At 37.5% G+C, this 15,796-nt stretch carries 10 protein-coding genes; 3 read left to right on the top strand and 7 right to left on the bottom strand.

Features of this window, described 5'->3' with window-relative positions; genetic code table 11:
* Nucleotides 1-11: 11 nt before the first annotated feature.
* The 4 genes from cysD to cysQ are packed head-to-tail and all read right to left on the bottom strand — an operon-like array spanning nucleotide 12 to nucleotide 2,724.
* Nucleotides 12-917 carry a sulfate adenylyltransferase subunit CysD gene (gene cysD, locus A7A78_RS14705; RefSeq protein WP_068763233.1) on the bottom strand — a complete coding sequence of 302 codons (906 nt, stop codon included), beginning with the start codon at nucleotides 915-917 and terminating at the stop codon, nucleotides 12-14.
* The gene (gene cysC, locus A7A78_RS14700; RefSeq protein ID WP_068763232.1) at nucleotides 910-1,509 is read right to left on the bottom strand and encodes an adenylyl-sulfate kinase; all 600 of its coding nucleotides are present in this window, start codon (nucleotides 1,507-1,509) and stop codon (nucleotides 910-912) included. The genes cysD and cysC overlap by 8 nt, the downstream gene beginning before the upstream one ends.
* Before the next feature lies 1 nt (nucleotide 1,510).
* Nucleotides 1,511-1,936, bottom strand: coding sequence for a DUF2061 domain-containing protein (locus tag A7A78_RS14695; RefSeq protein WP_068763231.1), 426 nt, complete (start codon nucleotides 1,934-1,936; stop codon nucleotides 1,511-1,513).
* Nucleotides 1,936-2,724 carry a 3'(2'),5'-bisphosphate nucleotidase CysQ gene (cysQ, locus tag A7A78_RS14690; RefSeq protein ID WP_068763230.1) on the bottom strand — a complete coding sequence of 263 codons (789 nt, stop codon included), beginning with the start codon at nucleotides 2,722-2,724 and terminating at the stop codon, nucleotides 1,936-1,938. Before cysQ ends, A7A78_RS14695 begins: the two co-directional genes overlap by 1 nt.
* A 180-nt stretch (nucleotides 2,725-2,904) precedes the next feature.
* On the opposite strand from cysQ, the gene A7A78_RS14685 reads away from it, so the two are divergent.
* On the top strand, nucleotides 2,905-3,396 hold the full coding sequence (locus tag A7A78_RS14685; protein ID WP_068763229.1) for a Dps family protein: 492 nt from the start codon (nucleotides 2,905-2,907) through the stop codon (nucleotides 3,394-3,396).
* Between the two features lie 89 nt (nucleotides 3,397-3,485).
* Here the strand turns inward: A7A78_RS14685 and A7A78_RS14680 are convergent, their stop codons facing one another.
* Nucleotides 3,486-7,196, bottom strand: coding sequence for a metallophosphoesterase (locus A7A78_RS14680; RefSeq protein ID WP_068763228.1), 3,711 nt, complete (start codon nucleotides 7,194-7,196; stop codon nucleotides 3,486-3,488).
* Between the two features lie 7 nt (nucleotides 7,197-7,203).
* On the bottom strand, nucleotides 7,204-10,881 hold the full coding sequence (locus A7A78_RS14675) for a phosphoesterase (RefSeq protein WP_068763227.1): 3,678 nt from the start codon (nucleotides 10,879-10,881) through the stop codon (nucleotides 7,204-7,206).
* A gap of 52 nt (nucleotides 10,882-10,933) precedes the next feature.
* On the opposite strand from A7A78_RS14675, the gene A7A78_RS14670 reads away from it, so the two are divergent.
* Nucleotides 10,934-12,118: a Pycsar system effector family protein gene (locus A7A78_RS14670; protein WP_068763226.1), complete on the top strand. Its 1,185-nt coding sequence runs from the start codon at nucleotides 10,934-10,936 to the stop codon at nucleotides 12,116-12,118.
* A 3-nt stretch (nucleotides 12,119-12,121) separates the two neighbouring features.
* Here A7A78_RS14670 and A7A78_RS14665 read toward each other — a convergent pair whose 3' ends face one another.
* On the bottom strand, nucleotides 12,122-14,488 hold the full coding sequence (locus A7A78_RS14665) for a cell surface protein (protein WP_068763225.1): 2,367 nt from the start codon (nucleotides 14,486-14,488) through the stop codon (nucleotides 12,122-12,124).
* 150 nt (nucleotides 14,489-14,638) lie between these two features.
* Between A7A78_RS14665 and A7A78_RS14660 the strand changes: the two genes are divergently transcribed.
* Nucleotides 14,639-15,754 carry a TlpA disulfide reductase family protein gene (locus A7A78_RS14660; RefSeq protein ID WP_068763224.1) on the top strand — a complete coding sequence of 372 codons (1,116 nt, stop codon included), beginning with the start codon at nucleotides 14,639-14,641 and terminating at the stop codon, nucleotides 15,752-15,754.
* Nucleotides 15,755-15,796: the final 42 nt, after the last annotated feature.

Raw genomic sequence — 15,796 nt, 5'->3', positions numbered from 1 at the left:
ACTCTTTTCTATTAAAAATATCCTTGTCTTTTTCTATCTTCCATAGCGGTTTCACTACGCTTATCGTCGCTTCTGTTACCACGCTCCGTTTGTTTCATTGCAGCAACCTCTGCTACAATTTTTTCCAAAGTGTCCGCATCAGATTCTATTCCGCCCGTAATAGTGATATCTCCCAAAGTCCTGAAACGTATTTTCTTTGTTTGAATTTCTTCGCCTTCTTCCAATTTCAAATATTCGGAAATCGGTATCCACGAATTGCTTCGCCAAACTACTTCGCGTTGGTGTGCCAAATACAAGGAAGGAATTTTTATATCTTCTCTTTTTATATAATTCCAAACATCCATTTCGGTCCAATTACTAATTGGAAAAGCACGGAAATGCTCGCCTTCAAAATGTTTTCCGTTAAGTAAATTCCAAAGTTCAGGGCGTTGGTTCTTTGGATCCCATTGGCCAAAATCGTCACGGTGTGAAAAGAAACGTTCCTTAGCTCGTGCCTTTTCCTCGTCACGTCTTCCACCGCCAATGGCGCAGTCCACTTTATTGGTTTCTATTGCATCAAGCAAAGTTGTAATTTGAAGTGCATTTCTTGTAGCATTCTTCCCTTTTTCTTCCGCAACTCTTCCAGCATCAATAGATTCCTGTACTGAACCTACAATTAATTGGGCTCCCAATTCCTTTATTAAATCATCACGAAATTGAATGGTTTCCGGGAAATTATGCCCTGTATCCACATGCATTAGTGGAAAAGGAATTTTAGAAGGATAAAATGCTTTCTTCGCCAAATGCGTTACAAGAATTGAATCTTTTCCTCCTGAAAATAAAATCACAGGGTTTTGAAACTGCGCCCATACTTCCCGAAGGATATAGATGGCTTCGCTTTCCAATTCGTCCAAATAATTAAGATAATACTTACTCATTTCCTTTCAATTTTTTCTTTATCGTTTTTAAAATAATAGCAACTGCTGCATCCACAGAAACCATAGTGGTGTCAATTTCAATATCTGGCGCCATGGGTGCTTCGTATGGAGCATTAACACCTGTAAAATTTTTTATTTCGCCAGCTCTCGCCTTTTCATATAATCCCTTTACGTCTCTGCGCTCACACTCTTCAATGGGTGTATTCACGAAAATTTCAACAAAATTATCATATCCAACTATGCGTTTCACATTTTCGCGATCCTCTCTGTAAGGCGAAACGAACGAAGCGAGCACTACCAAGCCTGCATCCACCATTAAATTGGACACTTCAGCAATTCTTCGAATGTTTTCAGATCTATCTTCTGGTGAAAAGGACAGATTGTTGTTCAAGCCTTTCCTTACGTTGTCTCCATCCAAAAGATAGGTATGTATGTTTTGTGAGATAAGTTCCTTTTCCAACACGTTCGCAATGGTAGATTTTCCAGAGCCCGAAAGCCCCGTAAACCAAATAAGAAACGCGCCATGGTTTTTTAAAGCACTTCTCTCTGCTTGGGTGATGCTGAAATTATGTGGAACTACATTTTCTTCCATATTATTTTACTCTATTTTTTAATCCGTAATTAGTTCTGTACCAAACTCTTTCGTGAAGATAATATAAAATCATTTTCGTTAAAAGTTCTGAAAGACCAATCTTGAGTCCAGTTAATGGATTTCCGGTAACCAACCAAGAAAGCAACATGGTGTCCAACGTTCCAACCCCACGCCAGGTAAAGGTTTTGGCAATATGACGCTTTCTGCTTTCGCGAACAATTCCTTTTTTGGAAAGATTGATCTTGAACCAAACACGTTCGTGTATATAATATAAAACCATTTTGGAAACCACTTCAGCCAAACCAATCTTTAACCCTGTTAAAGGGTTGCCGGTGATAATCCACGAAAGCACAATGGTATCAATAGTACCAACGATGCGCCACGTAATGGCTTTGGCAATATGCCTTTTTCGGGATTGGTCTTGCATTAGGCTTTTACTACAAAATAGTTATTCAATAAGTTTGGCTTGTTGTATTGCATCGGTTTTCCTGTATATTGGTCAATCACATTAACACCAGCCGCTTTACAAATGGCGTGTCCAGCCGCAGTATCCCATTCCATAGTTGGGGCATAGCGTGGATATATGTGCGCCAAACCTTCGGCAACCAAACAGAATTTTAGAGAACTTCCTTTTGAAACAATTTCCACTTTATTCTCCTTTTCTATTTCAGCTATAAATTTTTCCGTATCCTCATTTAAATGGGAACGACTGCCCACAATCTTTATTGGGGGAACAACATTTGAAGGCTTAATTATTGAAGCTTTTTCTAAAATTTCCTCTATTGAAAGTGTTCCTGATGTAAGCGTGATTTTTTTAGAGGTCTTTCCGTCTTCCGAAGTAAAAAATAGTTCTTTCGAAACAGGCACGTAAATTACGCCAAGCACTGGGTTGCCATTTTCAACCAGTGCAATGTTTACGGTAAATTCACCATTTCTTTTTATGAATTCCTTAGTGCCATCCAGCGGATCTACGATCCAGCATTGGTTCCAATCCTTTCTTTCCGAAAAATCAAGTTGACGGTTTTCTTCACTAATAATGGGGATATTAGTTGGTTTTAAAAAAACGTTTATTACATCATTTGCATTTTTATCAGCTTGAGTTAAAGGAGAATCATCGCCTTTTGTCTCTACGCTGAAATCTGTATCGTAAATTTTAAGGATTTCCTTTCCTGCATCCAAAGCAGCTTGAATAGCTACAGACAAATTAGTTTTCATAAGTAGGTCTTATTTCGGGCGCGAAGGTACGACAAATAGAATAAAGGGGCGGGCAGATTTAGGGTAGTTTTATGAAAAATGTATTATTTCCACAAGTTAAAAAAAGGCTAAACCCCTTATAAAAATTGATTGCCCCACGGGGGTTGATTATCTTTGAGGAAACTCTTAAAAACAAAAAATATGGGCTATTTAAACCTTGATAAAAAGAAAACAACTACCACAGCAAAAGAATTGAATGTATTGTTGGCAGATTATCATTTGTATTACCAAAAACTTCGAAATTTCCACTGGAACGTTGTAGGCCATAACTTTTTTGATCTTCATATAAAATTTGAGGAAATGTATGAAGACGCAAAATTGAAAGTTGACGAAATTGCCGAACGTATTTTAACCCTCCGCTTTCAGCCAACCAGTAATTTTACAGATTATTTAAAGATGAGCAATATCAAAGAATCTTCTGAAGATACTAAAGACATTGAAATGGTAAAAATACTCCTTGACGACCACGGAAAGCTTTTGAAACAAATGCGCAATGTTGTTGAAAAAGCTGATGCTGCAGGCGATGAAGGAACCATTGATATGATTGGCGGTTTCATTGGGCATATCGAAAAAATAAGCTGGATGTTGGATGCTTGGATGATGAAGGCTGGAGATAACCATCCGGAAGCTTAATTTTCATTATTAGAATTTATAAAAAACGGGAAGGAATTTAGAATTTCTTCCCGTTTTTTAGCCTTGTATTTTGGCTCTTAATTCTTTTATTAAAAATCAAATCCCAGTCCAAAAGTAAGCCTTGTTCCTTCAATAGAATTAAAGAGGCTTAAGTTAGCATTTAATCCTCCTGAGCCCGTAATCCAAAATCCACCGCCATAGGAATTATGCCATTTTTTGGAATCTTCCTCAGGTAACCAAACCCTTCCCAAATCTGTTCCTGCAAAAATTCCGGTTTGCAACGGAATCAAACCAATCTTAAATTTTGGAAGGCTGTACCGTACATCTGCGCTGCCCACCAAAAATGACTTTCCGGTAAAGCGTTGTTCCCTATACCCTCTCAAGCCATTATCCCCACCCAAATTAGCAGCTTGGTAAAACTGGTATCTGTCCCCAATATTAAGTTGGTAATTCACGGTTGTCTTCAACACCAAAGTTCTATTTTTCACCAAGGTATTGTAAAACCCAATTCGCGATTTTATAAACCCAAAAATATCATCAGTATCTTTCAGGTTATCTGTTATTCCCACGTTCAAATCAAAGAGCATCCCTAATGTTGGATTTAAAATATCGTCATAGCTCCTATAGTTATAAATTCCTTCCAAAGTCCCAAAAAAATTGGTTTCCCCTTTGTTCTCCAAATTTATATTCGAAATAAAATTTGTTGGCGAATTGTTCACTTCATACCCATCAAAAGTGGTTTGCAGTTTGAAGAAACTACCAAAGTTACTATTGCGAAGCAGTCCAATATTTGCAGAAATATGCTGCACTTCAACCCTATTATATTCAAAACCTTCGCTGTCTTGAAAGTTCTGTGTCTCGTTTCCGAAGCCAAAAAAGTTCATTTTAAAATTTGGACTCGTAAGTCTGGCGCCAAAGCTGAGGTTCAGGTCGTCTTGGATATTTGCAAATTCCCCGGAATAGGAAAGTTCAAAACTGTTGATGTCAGTGAAATAAGCCGCATTCACCACATGTTTCTGTGAAAAGGGATTTCGCTGAAAATTATCTACCCGATATACGTATTGCAGCGCGGCCCTAAACCCATCATCGGGATTGTAACCAATTGCGGAAACCAAGCCCTGCGAACGGTCAATCTGTTTCCGATAGTCATACGTGTTCAAATTATACACATCCGTAAAACGAAGGGTTCCGCCCTCCTTTTCTTCTACAATACTTGGTTTGCTTTCATAATCATACACCTTTACCCTTCGTCCCTCTTTCAAGCTATAAATATCTTCATCCTGCCCTCCAATAATACGGATGTAAATCAAGTTGTTCTCTTTTCCAGTTACGGTAAATTTATCTTTTCCGCCAAGACCGTATATCCAGATTTCTTTGGTGTCTTTATTTGAATAGGTCCGGTCCGTTAAAGTGTCAGATTTAACACCGTTTATGGTAGTAAAACTTCTAATATTCGTTTTTCCGTCCGGCATACGGGTAATTTCAAAAAGATCGTCATAATCTGTTCCAATAATGGTCTGCAACGTGGAAAGGTAGGTGTAATAACTATCCGCAATTTCAACCAGATTTTTTTTGCGGGCTTTCAGTTTCTGCTTAATTTCTTCCAAAGATTCATCCTGTACTTCCTGAGGAATTTTGCCAAAAGCCTTTTCAATTACAGAGTCCGTAATACTATCCTGTAACACTTTGGCGAGATATTTCCACTGGCCCCGACCTGAATTTTCAAGCAATGCCCTGTCCAGAATTACACCTTCTTTATTAAACCATCTTAGATCTGTCAGATTCTTTCCATAAACGTGTGTTTGCTTAGACCCATTAAATAACGAACGCGTAAAGTCGAAAATATTTCCATCAAAGCTTGAAAAAGCATTATCCCGGTTTTTGGGGATGGGCACATATACATTTTTTTTGTAGCTGTTGTAATATTCTGCCCATTGCCAATGGTCAGGCTCACGGTCCCAATCGCCAATTAACATATCAAAAAGTCTGGACTTTATATAGTTTTCCTCGTCCACGAAAACATTTCCTGTTTTGCGTAGTTTTATCAAAATATCATCCGTGGTTTCCACATCGTCGGGATATTTAAAAAGTCCTTCCCCTTCACTCCTTTCGGAAGGTTCTATGGATATAAGGTACAGATCGTCCCCAAAATTTTCATTGTAATTACCCAAACGTTTCTGCTTCGGCACATAAAATAATTGAGGGGTTGTATAAAAAACATTTATTGCCTGAGCCATATCTGGTATTGCCATTACCGCATACGGATGCGAAGCGGTATAAAAACTAGCATTCTGTCCTTTTAGAGAAGGCACGTCAGGTTTTTCCACTTCGGAAGGTTTGGTGTTGTTATCTTCAAAAACCAGTTTTTTTGAAATCTGTAAAGCGTTCTTTTGCATGGCCCGCATCCTATACTGATTGCCATTTTTATCAGCCAGCAATAATGAATTATAATCTCCTTCATTTCCTTCCTGCACAACTCGCAATCCTCCAAAAAGGGTGTCCAAAGAAGCTACTTTAGCATTTACCGGTTGGGAATAGGCCTGCTTGTATTTGGCGCCCCAAACAGTTTTGAAAAATAAGGGTTCGCTGATGCTGTCCTGTTTATAAATAGGCACTGTATATTCCTGAGGAAATATTTCAGGATATTTTGATACATCAAAATTTTTAGAAGCGGGGATAACTTCCTTCTGAAAAAGAAGTTCTGGCTTATAATTTTCCCCTTTCACATAATAGCGCACCCAGGATGAGCCATCATCAAAAACATCCAAAACAGCAAATCCTTGTTTTCCTGTACTAAAAAAACCGTCTTCACCAGTAGCTGCATAAGATTCTTTAGACCCAGCACCCGAAACAATCTGATGAAAACCCTCTTTTTCAATATACTGTAGATTGTGGTCATGCCCTGAAACAAAAACAAGACGTTTGTTGTTTTTTACAAGTTGCTGTAAACGGGTCATTAAATTATTATAAAGCTCATTGTATCTATCCTGAACAGAAACGCCACCTTGGGAACGAACCTGAACAATCAGTGAAGACAAAATAGGCAAGGGAATTTTTTTCTGGGTTGGATATAGGTGTTTTTCCAAAGCAAAGTAGCCCCCATGGTTTCCATTCGTAAACATGGGGTGGTGCATGGCAAAAACTACGGTCTTGTTTTGGTTTTTTTCAAGTTCCAGTTGAAGTTCAATAAAAAACTTTTCACGGGTTTTTATATCGCACATTTCATTGATGGTTGGGTTTTTGTCCCAGTCTTCCAAAAACCATTGCGTGTCGATGATAATCAATTGAATATTATCGGAAACCTCAATACTTTCCAAAGGGCAACCATTGCTTGGTCTAAAAGCATCCTGTTCGGGAAATTTGGATTCCACATAATTCTCTTCACGGGCAACGCCCAAAACGCCACCATTGTACCATTCATGGTTTCCGGGAATGAAGATAGTCTGCCCATTATAATTGACCACAGCTTTGTGTTGGGCATCTATCATATTTTCAGATTCCTTTCGGCGCGGATGGCCTTCGGGATCCATTCCTGCAGGATAAATATTATCTCCTAAGAAAATTGTATAGTTTCCGGACGTTTTTTCGTTTTTGAGATAGTTCTGAAATGTAATAAGCGCATCGCTCATCCCGCCCATAGGGGAAAGCCCGGCATCACCTACCAAATAAAAGGTTTTTTCTATTTTTTTTTCCGAAGGATATACTGGATTTGCTTCTTTATCCTTAAACTGCGGCGCATAAGTAGCACAGGAAGAAATAAAAACAATAAAAAATAGAAAGTAAACCTTTTTAAAAATCATACATCATTTACATTGAAAACGCCAAGCCGAAAGTGAAACGCAATCCTTCTTCCCCACTAAATAAATTGAAGGTTCCACTCAACAAATCTGCTGTGTTTACCCAAAGTCCTCCTCCATAAGAGCTGTGAAAAACATCTGAAGTATCATTCGGAACCCAAACCCTTCCTACATCATACCCACCAAAAATACCTATTTGCACAGGGGTCAAAGCGGTACGGAATTTATTGAAGCTATAACGAAGGTCAGCGCCGGCAACAGCTGCACTTCTACCGGTAAAACGCTCATTTCTGTAAGCTCTTAATCCTGTATCGCTACCTAACTGTGCGCCCTGATAAAACTCGTAATTGTTTCCAATATTAAACTGTCCGCGTACGTCTGTTTTCAAAACCAATTTTCTATCCCTTGTAATAGCGTTATAGAATATAATTGAAGGTTTCACATAACCGAAAATCCGTTCACTATCTTCTATATTTTGCGTTCCCCCGGCAACCAATGAAAAGTCCATTCCTCGGGTTGGGTTTATTTTATTATCATAACTTTCGTACTGATAAATTCCTTCAGCGGTTACAAAATTTTTGGTCTCGTCCAATTCCGTCGGGGCAGGAATTACTTCTGATATAAATCTATCATCCGTTCCCTCTACTTCAATTGCATCAAAAATTGCCTTGAATTGAAATTTGCTTCCATAAGGTGTATCTTTTTTAAATCCAAAGGAAGCACCATAACCACCTATTCTTACACGATTATAATCCAGTCCAATATCAAATTCATAATCTGGGTTTATGGTTTCATTTCCAGTACCAAAATAATTCTCTGAAAAATTCGCATTTTGGAAATAGCCGCCAATCAAGAAATTCCAATTTCCGAAAATATTGGCAAACTCTCCTTCGTAATTCACATCAAATCCTTGCGTAGCAAAATAATACCCAAAGGCAACACGATGCTGTTGTGAAAACGGATTTCGTTGAAAACCATTTACAGTGAAAAGATCCGAAAAGCCTAATTTAAGACCATCATCTGGATTAAAAGCTATGACCGGCAGAAATAAATTTACAGACTGAATTTGTTTTTTGTAATCAAAAGTATTGTAGTCATAGTTGTCAGTAAATCGGAAAGTAGCCCCACCTTTTTCCTCCACGGTATTTTTTTTACTTTTTTGATCGTAAACCTTCACTTTTCTGCCGTTGGTAATTTTATAGGTATCGTTGTTTTGACCTCCAATAATTCTTAAGAAAATTGGATTGTTTCCGTCTCCCTTCACTTCAAACACATCGTCGTCGTCCAAACCATACACCCAAATTTCCTTGGTTTCCTTCGCATCAAAAGTTCTGTCGACCATTAAATCTCCCTTTTCGCCATTTTTTATTCTGTAAGTTTTTATACTTGTTTTTCCTTCCGGCAGGCGTGTAATTTCAATATAATCATCCTTATCGGTTCCTGTGATTACTTGCAGTTTGGCGAGATAATCATAATATTCTCCCGCAATTTTCACTATATTATCGCGTCTTCCTTTTAGTTTTTGCTTTATTTCTGCTGCGGTTTCATCCTGGGCTTCTTTCGGAAGGTCCTTAAAAGCACTTTCAATTACTTGATCGGTAACGTTATTTTGGATGATTGCGGCCTGTTCCAGCCAAGCTTCCTTTCCAAAGTTTTGGATCAAAGCGTGATCCAGTTTTATACCAGCCGCATTGAACCATTTAGTGTGCTTAAGCTCTTCGCCATAAACCTGAAATTGTCGCGATGTGTTGAACAAGGTTCTAACCACGTCTAGCAAACCGCCATCAAAATTTGAATAAACTTGGTCCCGATCTCTCGGAATGGGCACAAACAAAGAATTTCCATCGTCATCTTTGTGTTGGGCAAAACGCCATTGGTCATTGTGACGGTCCCAATCGCCAATCAACATATCGAAAACCCTGGCACGGATATAGGCTTTTTCATCCAGTTTGTATTTTTCATCCTCGCGAAGTTTTGCAAGCAAATCGTCCGTGCTTTCCACATCATCGGGATAACCGAAAATTTTGCCGTCAAATTCCTTGTCGGGCCTTTCCACAATCATATAAAGTTCATTGCCATATTCCTCATTATATTTTCCGAGGGCTTTTTGCTTTGGCACATAATACAGTTTTGGGTTTGTGTGAAGAATTCCAGCAGCGTCCGATAACTGGGGAATTGTAAAAGCACCATAGGGATGTGCGGCGGTATAAAAATCAAGGATTAAATCTTCCGGAATTGTATTTCGAAAATCATCTTCTACCATTTTGTCCTTAATTATAACAGTCTGTAGAAATTGCACAGCGCTTTTTTTAAGAGCGCGCATATTGTAAGTTTTTCCTTCTTTATCCTCCAACCTGAGTGAGCGGGTTTGGTGGCCGCCTCCGGCCCTTACTACTTTTAGTCCGCCATAAAGCGTATCCAAAAGTACATTCTTAGCGGTTACATCTGTGCCATAAATATTACGGTAATGTTTTCCCCAAACGGTTTTGTAGAAGCCCGTTTTTTCAACCATTTCATCTGTGTAAATCTTTGCTTTTGTAGTTGGCGGAAAATTTTCGTGAAGTGTGGAAAAATCATATTGCTTTTCAGCATCAAATATTTTCTTTTGAAAAACTAAAGCTGAAGTTCCATCGTCATTCGCTTTAAAAAAGCGCACTTCCGATGCGCCGTTTTTTTCAACATCAAGTCTTGCAAAACCTTGTCCTCCATAAGAAAATTCCCCAAACTGTCCCAAAGCAGCCGCAGTTGCGCCAGAACCGGCACCGGAAACAATTTGTTTTACCGAACCGTTCTCAATATATTGTAGCGACTCATCCGATCCAGAAACAAACACAAGACGGTCAACATCCTTAGTAAGTACTTTTAACCTATCGGCCAATTCATTATAGCGTTCATTATAACGATCCTGTTTGGAAATCGCGCCTTGAATTTTAACTTGTTTGATAAATGTGCTGAAAAAGTCTTTGTGTATCAGCGGGTATTTTCCGCCGTGCTCTCCGTAGGTAATAAGCGGATGGTACAGTGCGACAATAATGGTTTTATTGGCATTTTTCTTTAGTTCGCCCTCAATTTCTATAAAAAATTTATCGCGGGTTTTTATGTCGCACTTATCGTTCATTTTTGGATAATCGTCCCAATCTTCCAAAAACCACTGGGTATCCAGCGCGAGCAAATGCACATTGTCATTTATATCTATACTTTCCAAACCACAGCCATTGTTTGGTTGTAGCACATCGGCATCGTCAAATTTCGCTTTAAGGAAATCTTCTTCCAATTCCAGTCCGTCCACCCCACTTTTCCAATCGCGGTTGCCGGGAAGTACCACTATTTTTCCTTTAAATCCCTTTAAAGCTTCAAGTTGCTGGTCCATAGATTTTTCAGCTTCATTTTTCAAAGCATCGTCCTTTGGCTGCATTCCCGAGGGATAAAAACTATTTCCCAAGAACAGAACATAACTATCTTCGGTATTGTTTTCAGCTAAATATTTTTTGAGGGATTGGATGGATTTTGAAGCTTCATTCCCAGAATTTCCGGCATTTCCTATTAAATAGAACGTTTTGTCTATTTCCTTTTCGGAAGTTTCACTGGGGAGGCTATTTTCACCTGTTTTGTACTGCGGGCCGTAAGTTGCACAGCCAGAAAAAATTGCCGCAACGGCAAAAGTTATAAAGATGTTAATTTTATTCATGTATCTGTTTCGGTGTTGATTTTTTAGTACTTTGGATAACTAAATTTTTTACATGGACACTACTGTTGAAGCTACTGATAAATTTATATTCCAACTATTTAAAAATAAGCTTCCAAACACGTTTATATATCATAATTATACTCATACAAAACGTGTTTATAAAAGTATAAACGAAATTATTGAAAACTCCCAAATTGATGTTAAAGATGCTAAAACACTACGTTTTGCGGCTTTGCTACACGATTCTGGCTATACCGTTTCCCGTGAAAACCACGAAGAGGAAAGTGTAAAAATTGCGGTTGATTTTTTGAAAAAACAAGGCGTTGAGGAAGATATAATTGAAGGTGTGAAAAATTGCATTTTAGCTACAAAATTCAAAAATACAACTCCACAAAACGAACTTGAAAAAATTATTCGGGATGCGGATTCCTCGCACTTTGGGAAAGATTATTTTGAAGAAGCCAGCGAGTTTTTAAGGCAGGAATATATATCACAAAATATTCATAACTATACTGCAGAGGAATGGCTTGAAGAAAACATAAAAGTTCTAGTGGAGAATCATCAGTTTTATACGGATTATGCCCTGAAAAACTGGCAACCCACTAAGGAAGAAAACCTTTCAAAGCTCCTTAATAAGCGAAAAAAGAACAAAGAGAAATTTCAGAAAGAAAAAACGAAGGCCAAGTTAAAGGCTAAATATAAAAACGACAGCCCGGAACGCGGAATCCAAACTTTTTACCGCACTGCTTTAAGAAATCATATGAAATTGAGTGACATTGCAGATACAAAGGCAAACATTATGCTTTCCGTAAATGCCATTATCATTTCGTTAGTGCTTTCAAACCTTATTTCAAAATTGGACAATAATAATTATTTAATTATACCCACTGCCCTATTCGTTCTTTTTAGCGCCATCACAATGGTTTTGGCAGTAATAGCCACGAGGCCAAATGTTACCCGCGGAGAGTTTACCAAGGAAGATGTGGAAAAGCAAAACGTAAACCTTACTTTTTTTGGGAATTTCCACAAAATGGAACTCGACCAATTTGAATGGGCCATTGATGAATTGTTGAAAGATAGAAACTACGTTTACAAATCGCTTACAAAGGATTTATACTTTTTGGGAAAAGTATTGGACAGAAAATACCGGATTTTAAGACTTACCTACACTATTTTCGTGGCGGGAACTATTATTTCCTTGATTGCCTTTGCCCTATTTTTCTATCTGGAACAATAAAATTTATTCCTCGATTTGTGAGATTAAATCCTCGTAGGTATAATATTCTTTCACTTTATCACTGTTTTTGGAATAAAGGACCGTTACACGCAGCGCTTTTAAACCTGTAACACCCTGCAAATCTTCAAGCTCCAAAATTTCGATTTCTTCCCCAAGCAATTTTTGATGCTGAAGAAAATGGATATACTTTAAATATTCCTCTTCATCTTCTTTTTGGGAATATATAATTGCTATTTTTCCTGGTTGAGTTATGCGCTCTTCGGTGTTTTTTATATTTGCTTTGTCCACACGTTTTTTTACAACTTCGTAACGTGCATTATAGGTGCCATCAACATCAAAACGCTTTTCATCCATTCTAAATCTCAGCGAGAGCGAGCCGTTGAATGCCAAAATCATAGAGGCAACATCCAGCTCTACGGGCAGTTTATCCTTCAAACGGTAATAATTGTTTTCCATTTCGCAAATAATCTGCAACTGCCAAAGCTTAAGATTTTTCAGAAATATTTTATTGAAAGATTTTTCCTTAGTAATAGCTTCTCCAATATAGAGGTTGTGCTCTACGCCATCTGTTTTGAATCGCTCAAAATAATGAGGGTACATTTTTTGGGCTTCCTGCTGTTTTTTGTCCAATACCGAAGCGAGCCTCTTGTTTATAAGCATAACCGATTCATCATAATCTTTCCTGTTTTTATAGACGAGCCCTGTGTCTGAATCTATAAGTTCATAATATTCATCAACCAACTGTTTAAACGTTTCATTTCTCTCCCTTATATATTTAAAAAACGGTACAATTTCGGAAATCAGAAAATTCATGATATTCCTTTCGGTATCTACCTGTAGATTCTCATCTATTTCTTTCAAATAGCCAGTGATGGTAAAATTCATTTGCTCAAGAATGGGCAAGAAAGTATGATTGGATAATTTTTTCAATACAGTTTCTATATAGGTCAACTGTAACTTTAAATCTTGCTTTGTAGCTAAATTTCGAGCTTCCGATGAACCTTTTATATCGGTTTGTCCGTAAAGTGGGTGTACATCCTCAAAAACTATTTCGCGGAAAAACGTCGGGTTTCCCTCTGTTAAGGACGTTAAATAGCGTTTTGCCTCCTTGCGGAATTTCCATTGCACACTGCTGTGAATGGCCGTACATTCTTCTTGGATTATCAGTTCCAGTTCGTTTTCAAAATTTTCCTTTGATCGCACTACCGAATCAATAAGAAAAGGCATAATATCCCGAAGTTTATTGGCGTTTATGGTGTTAAGCGCATTGGCGTTTGGAGAAACGAGTTCCAACACCCCAAGAATTTTTTCATCTGAAACGATAGCGGCAAAAATGGCGCTTTTCATTCCCTGATCCAGCATTTTTTTATACAGCAGATTTTCGGGATACATTTTATGATACCTCTCGGCATCCGTTACGCAATAAAATTCCTTTTGCTTGAAGAGTGTATAATAGGAAGCACTGCAAAGCGCATCTTTGCTGACCTGTGATTTTTTCCCTTGAAGAATAAAACTTGGAATCTCCTTGAAAAGCGTACGCTCAAAAGATTCATTTTCTTCGTTATAATCCGTAAAACCAATCATGAGCTCCTTCAGATTGAAAATGGCCCGAAAAATACGGCTGAACTCGGTATTGTGAAATCCGCCATTTTTTTCCAAACGGAGCAAATTGGTTTTGAATTCGGAAATGGACACATCCGTTGTAACGTCTGTTAATGTCGCAATTACAAAACCATTAAAAATCCAGCTTCCGGGAGGAAATTTTTCTTTCCAAACTGAAACGTCCTCAAAGCTTTCCAGCAATTCATTTATATCGTCCTGTGAAATTTCTTTTGCCTTTGCTGTTTTTTGGATTTCAACAAAATCGGCATTATAAAACAATCTATAGTTTTTAACCATTCCATTTCCATCTGGAATATTGTAATAAAAGGAACGCTTAAAATCTACCTTTTCGCCGTAATGATGACTCAAAATTAGGCTACAGCCCATAATATAAAATTGATCCTCATCAAAATTTATGATGTCCATGGAAAAATCTTTCCCGGCATTTTTCAGAATATCCTTGTATCGTTGTGTGCTTTTAAAAGCTACTTCTTGAAAGGGAATTGTAGCAAATTTAATTTCATTGTTTTCCAATACTGAAGGAAATAACGGATTTAGAATTATATCGATCTGCTCTTTATATTTTGAAATTTTTTCAAAATCAGAAATTCCAGAAGTCAAAGCTGGGTAATCTTTTTCCAGAGAAAGTATTTCTGAAACCTGCTTTTTTAATAAATCACTTTCTCCCGCTTTTTCCCTATAGGCATCAAACACTTTTTTGAAGCCTATTTTTATTTTTAATGGAAATTCCTTTTTTTCTTTAGTCATCTTTTTGTTGAATGGTTGTATTCATAGCTATTAACCAATAAAAGTAAGGTTTAAAAAGCTTGAATTGTGTTAATAAAAAATAAAATCAACAACAATTATTCCAATGAAACAATAAACCGTTATTTTTGTCGAAATTCTAAAAACCCTATTATGAGACTGTTTTTTGCATCACTCCTTACAATTTTACTAATTTCCTGTAACAAAGATACTAACACTTATAAACTGGAAGGCGATGCCGTAGGTTTTGCAGATGGCACCGAAATATTTGTTTATACCTTGGAAAACAAACAACCAAAGGTAATTGACACTTTGAAAGTTACCCAAGGAAAATTTTCTGCAACCTATCCAAAAAGCGAAGATTTAAATTTGAATTTTTTAAGAATCAATGAAGTAAATGGTTCTGTTTTATATTTTCCAGAAAATGAGGATATGACCGCAACAATCTATAAAGACAGTATTCAAGCATCACGAATAGTTGGCGGAAAACAAAATGAAGCTTATAGCAACTTTGTTTCAAAAATGACTTCTTTCAACAAAAAGAAACAAGAAAGCATGGAGCGTTTCCGCGAAGCAAGACAGGCGAACGACACTATGGCTATAGCCAGAATTCAAAGTGAAAATTTAAATTTGGTGAGCGAGGAAACGGATTATAAAAAACAATACTTAAAAGACAACAACAATTCCCTTTTCGCGGTAATGCTTATTTCTGAAATGGTTAGCAGAAAAGAAATTACACCTGCAGAAGCTTCTGCCTATTTAGAAAATCTGGATCCAAAACTTGCAGCATCAGAAATAGTAAAGGATTTGAAAACAAATCTTGAAACTATGAAAAAAGCCGAGGTAGGAAGTGCCGCTCCAAATTTTAGCGCCCCAACTCCAACCGGTGAAACAATGTCATTAAAGGATTCGATGGGGAAATACACCATTATAGATTTTTGGGCATCTTGGTGCAAACCTTGCAGAATGGAAAACCCTAATGTGGTAAATGTTTACAACAAATATCACGACAAAGGTTTAAATATAATCAGTGTTTCCTTAGATAAAGCCGACGCAAAAGATAAATGGATACAGGCCATAAAAGATGATAAAATGGACTGGTATCACGTTTCAAACCTTCAATGGTGGCAAGATCCAATTGCTCAACAATACAATGTGCGTTCAATTCCTGCGACTTTTTTAGTAGATGAAAATGGAATGATCATCGATAAAGACTTGCGCGGAGCAGCTTTGGAAGCAAAAATCGCTACACTTTTAGGCGGGGAATAATTTTCAGTTATAAGTTATAAGCAAAACTAAAAAACCTCGGTT

The sequence above is a fragment of the Aequorivita soesokkakensis genome (genome assembly GCF_001641085.1).
GTDB lineage: Bacteria > Bacteroidota > Bacteroidia > Flavobacteriales > Flavobacteriaceae > Aequorivita > Aequorivita soesokkakensis.
Note: the sequence above shows the minus strand (reverse complement) of the source record. Positions and strands in the feature narration are given on the sequence as shown.

Coding starts and splice junctions, on each gene's coding strand:
- cysD (WP_068763233.1), bottom strand. CDS start 917: ATGAGTAAGTATTATCTTAATTATTTGGACGAATTGGAAAGCGAAGCC.
- cysC (WP_068763232.1), bottom strand. CDS start 1,509: ATGGAAGAAAATGTAGTTCCACATAATTTCAGCATCACCCAAGCAGAG.
- A7A78_RS14695 (WP_068763231.1), bottom strand. CDS start 1,936: ATGCAAGACCAATCCCGAAAAAGGCATATTGCCAAAGCCATTACGTGG.
- cysQ (WP_068763230.1), bottom strand. CDS start 2,724: ATGAAAACTAATTTGTCTGTAGCTATTCAAGCTGCTTTGGATGCAGGA.
- A7A78_RS14685 (WP_068763229.1), top strand. CDS start 2,905: ATGGGCTATTTAAACCTTGATAAAAAGAAAACAACTACCACAGCAAAA.
- A7A78_RS14680 (WP_068763228.1), bottom strand. CDS start 7,196: ATGATTTTTAAAAAGGTTTACTTTCTATTTTTTATTGTTTTTATTTCT.
- A7A78_RS14675 (WP_068763227.1), bottom strand. CDS start 10,881: ATGAATAAAATTAACATCTTTATAACTTTTGCCGTTGCGGCAATTTTT.
- A7A78_RS14670 (WP_068763226.1), top strand. CDS start 10,934: ATGGACACTACTGTTGAAGCTACTGATAAATTTATATTCCAACTATTT.
- A7A78_RS14665 (WP_068763225.1), bottom strand. CDS start 14,488: ATGACTAAAGAAAAAAAGGAATTTCCATTAAAAATAAAAATAGGCTTC.
- A7A78_RS14660 (WP_068763224.1), top strand. CDS start 14,639: ATGAGACTGTTTTTTGCATCACTCCTTACAATTTTACTAATTTCCTGT.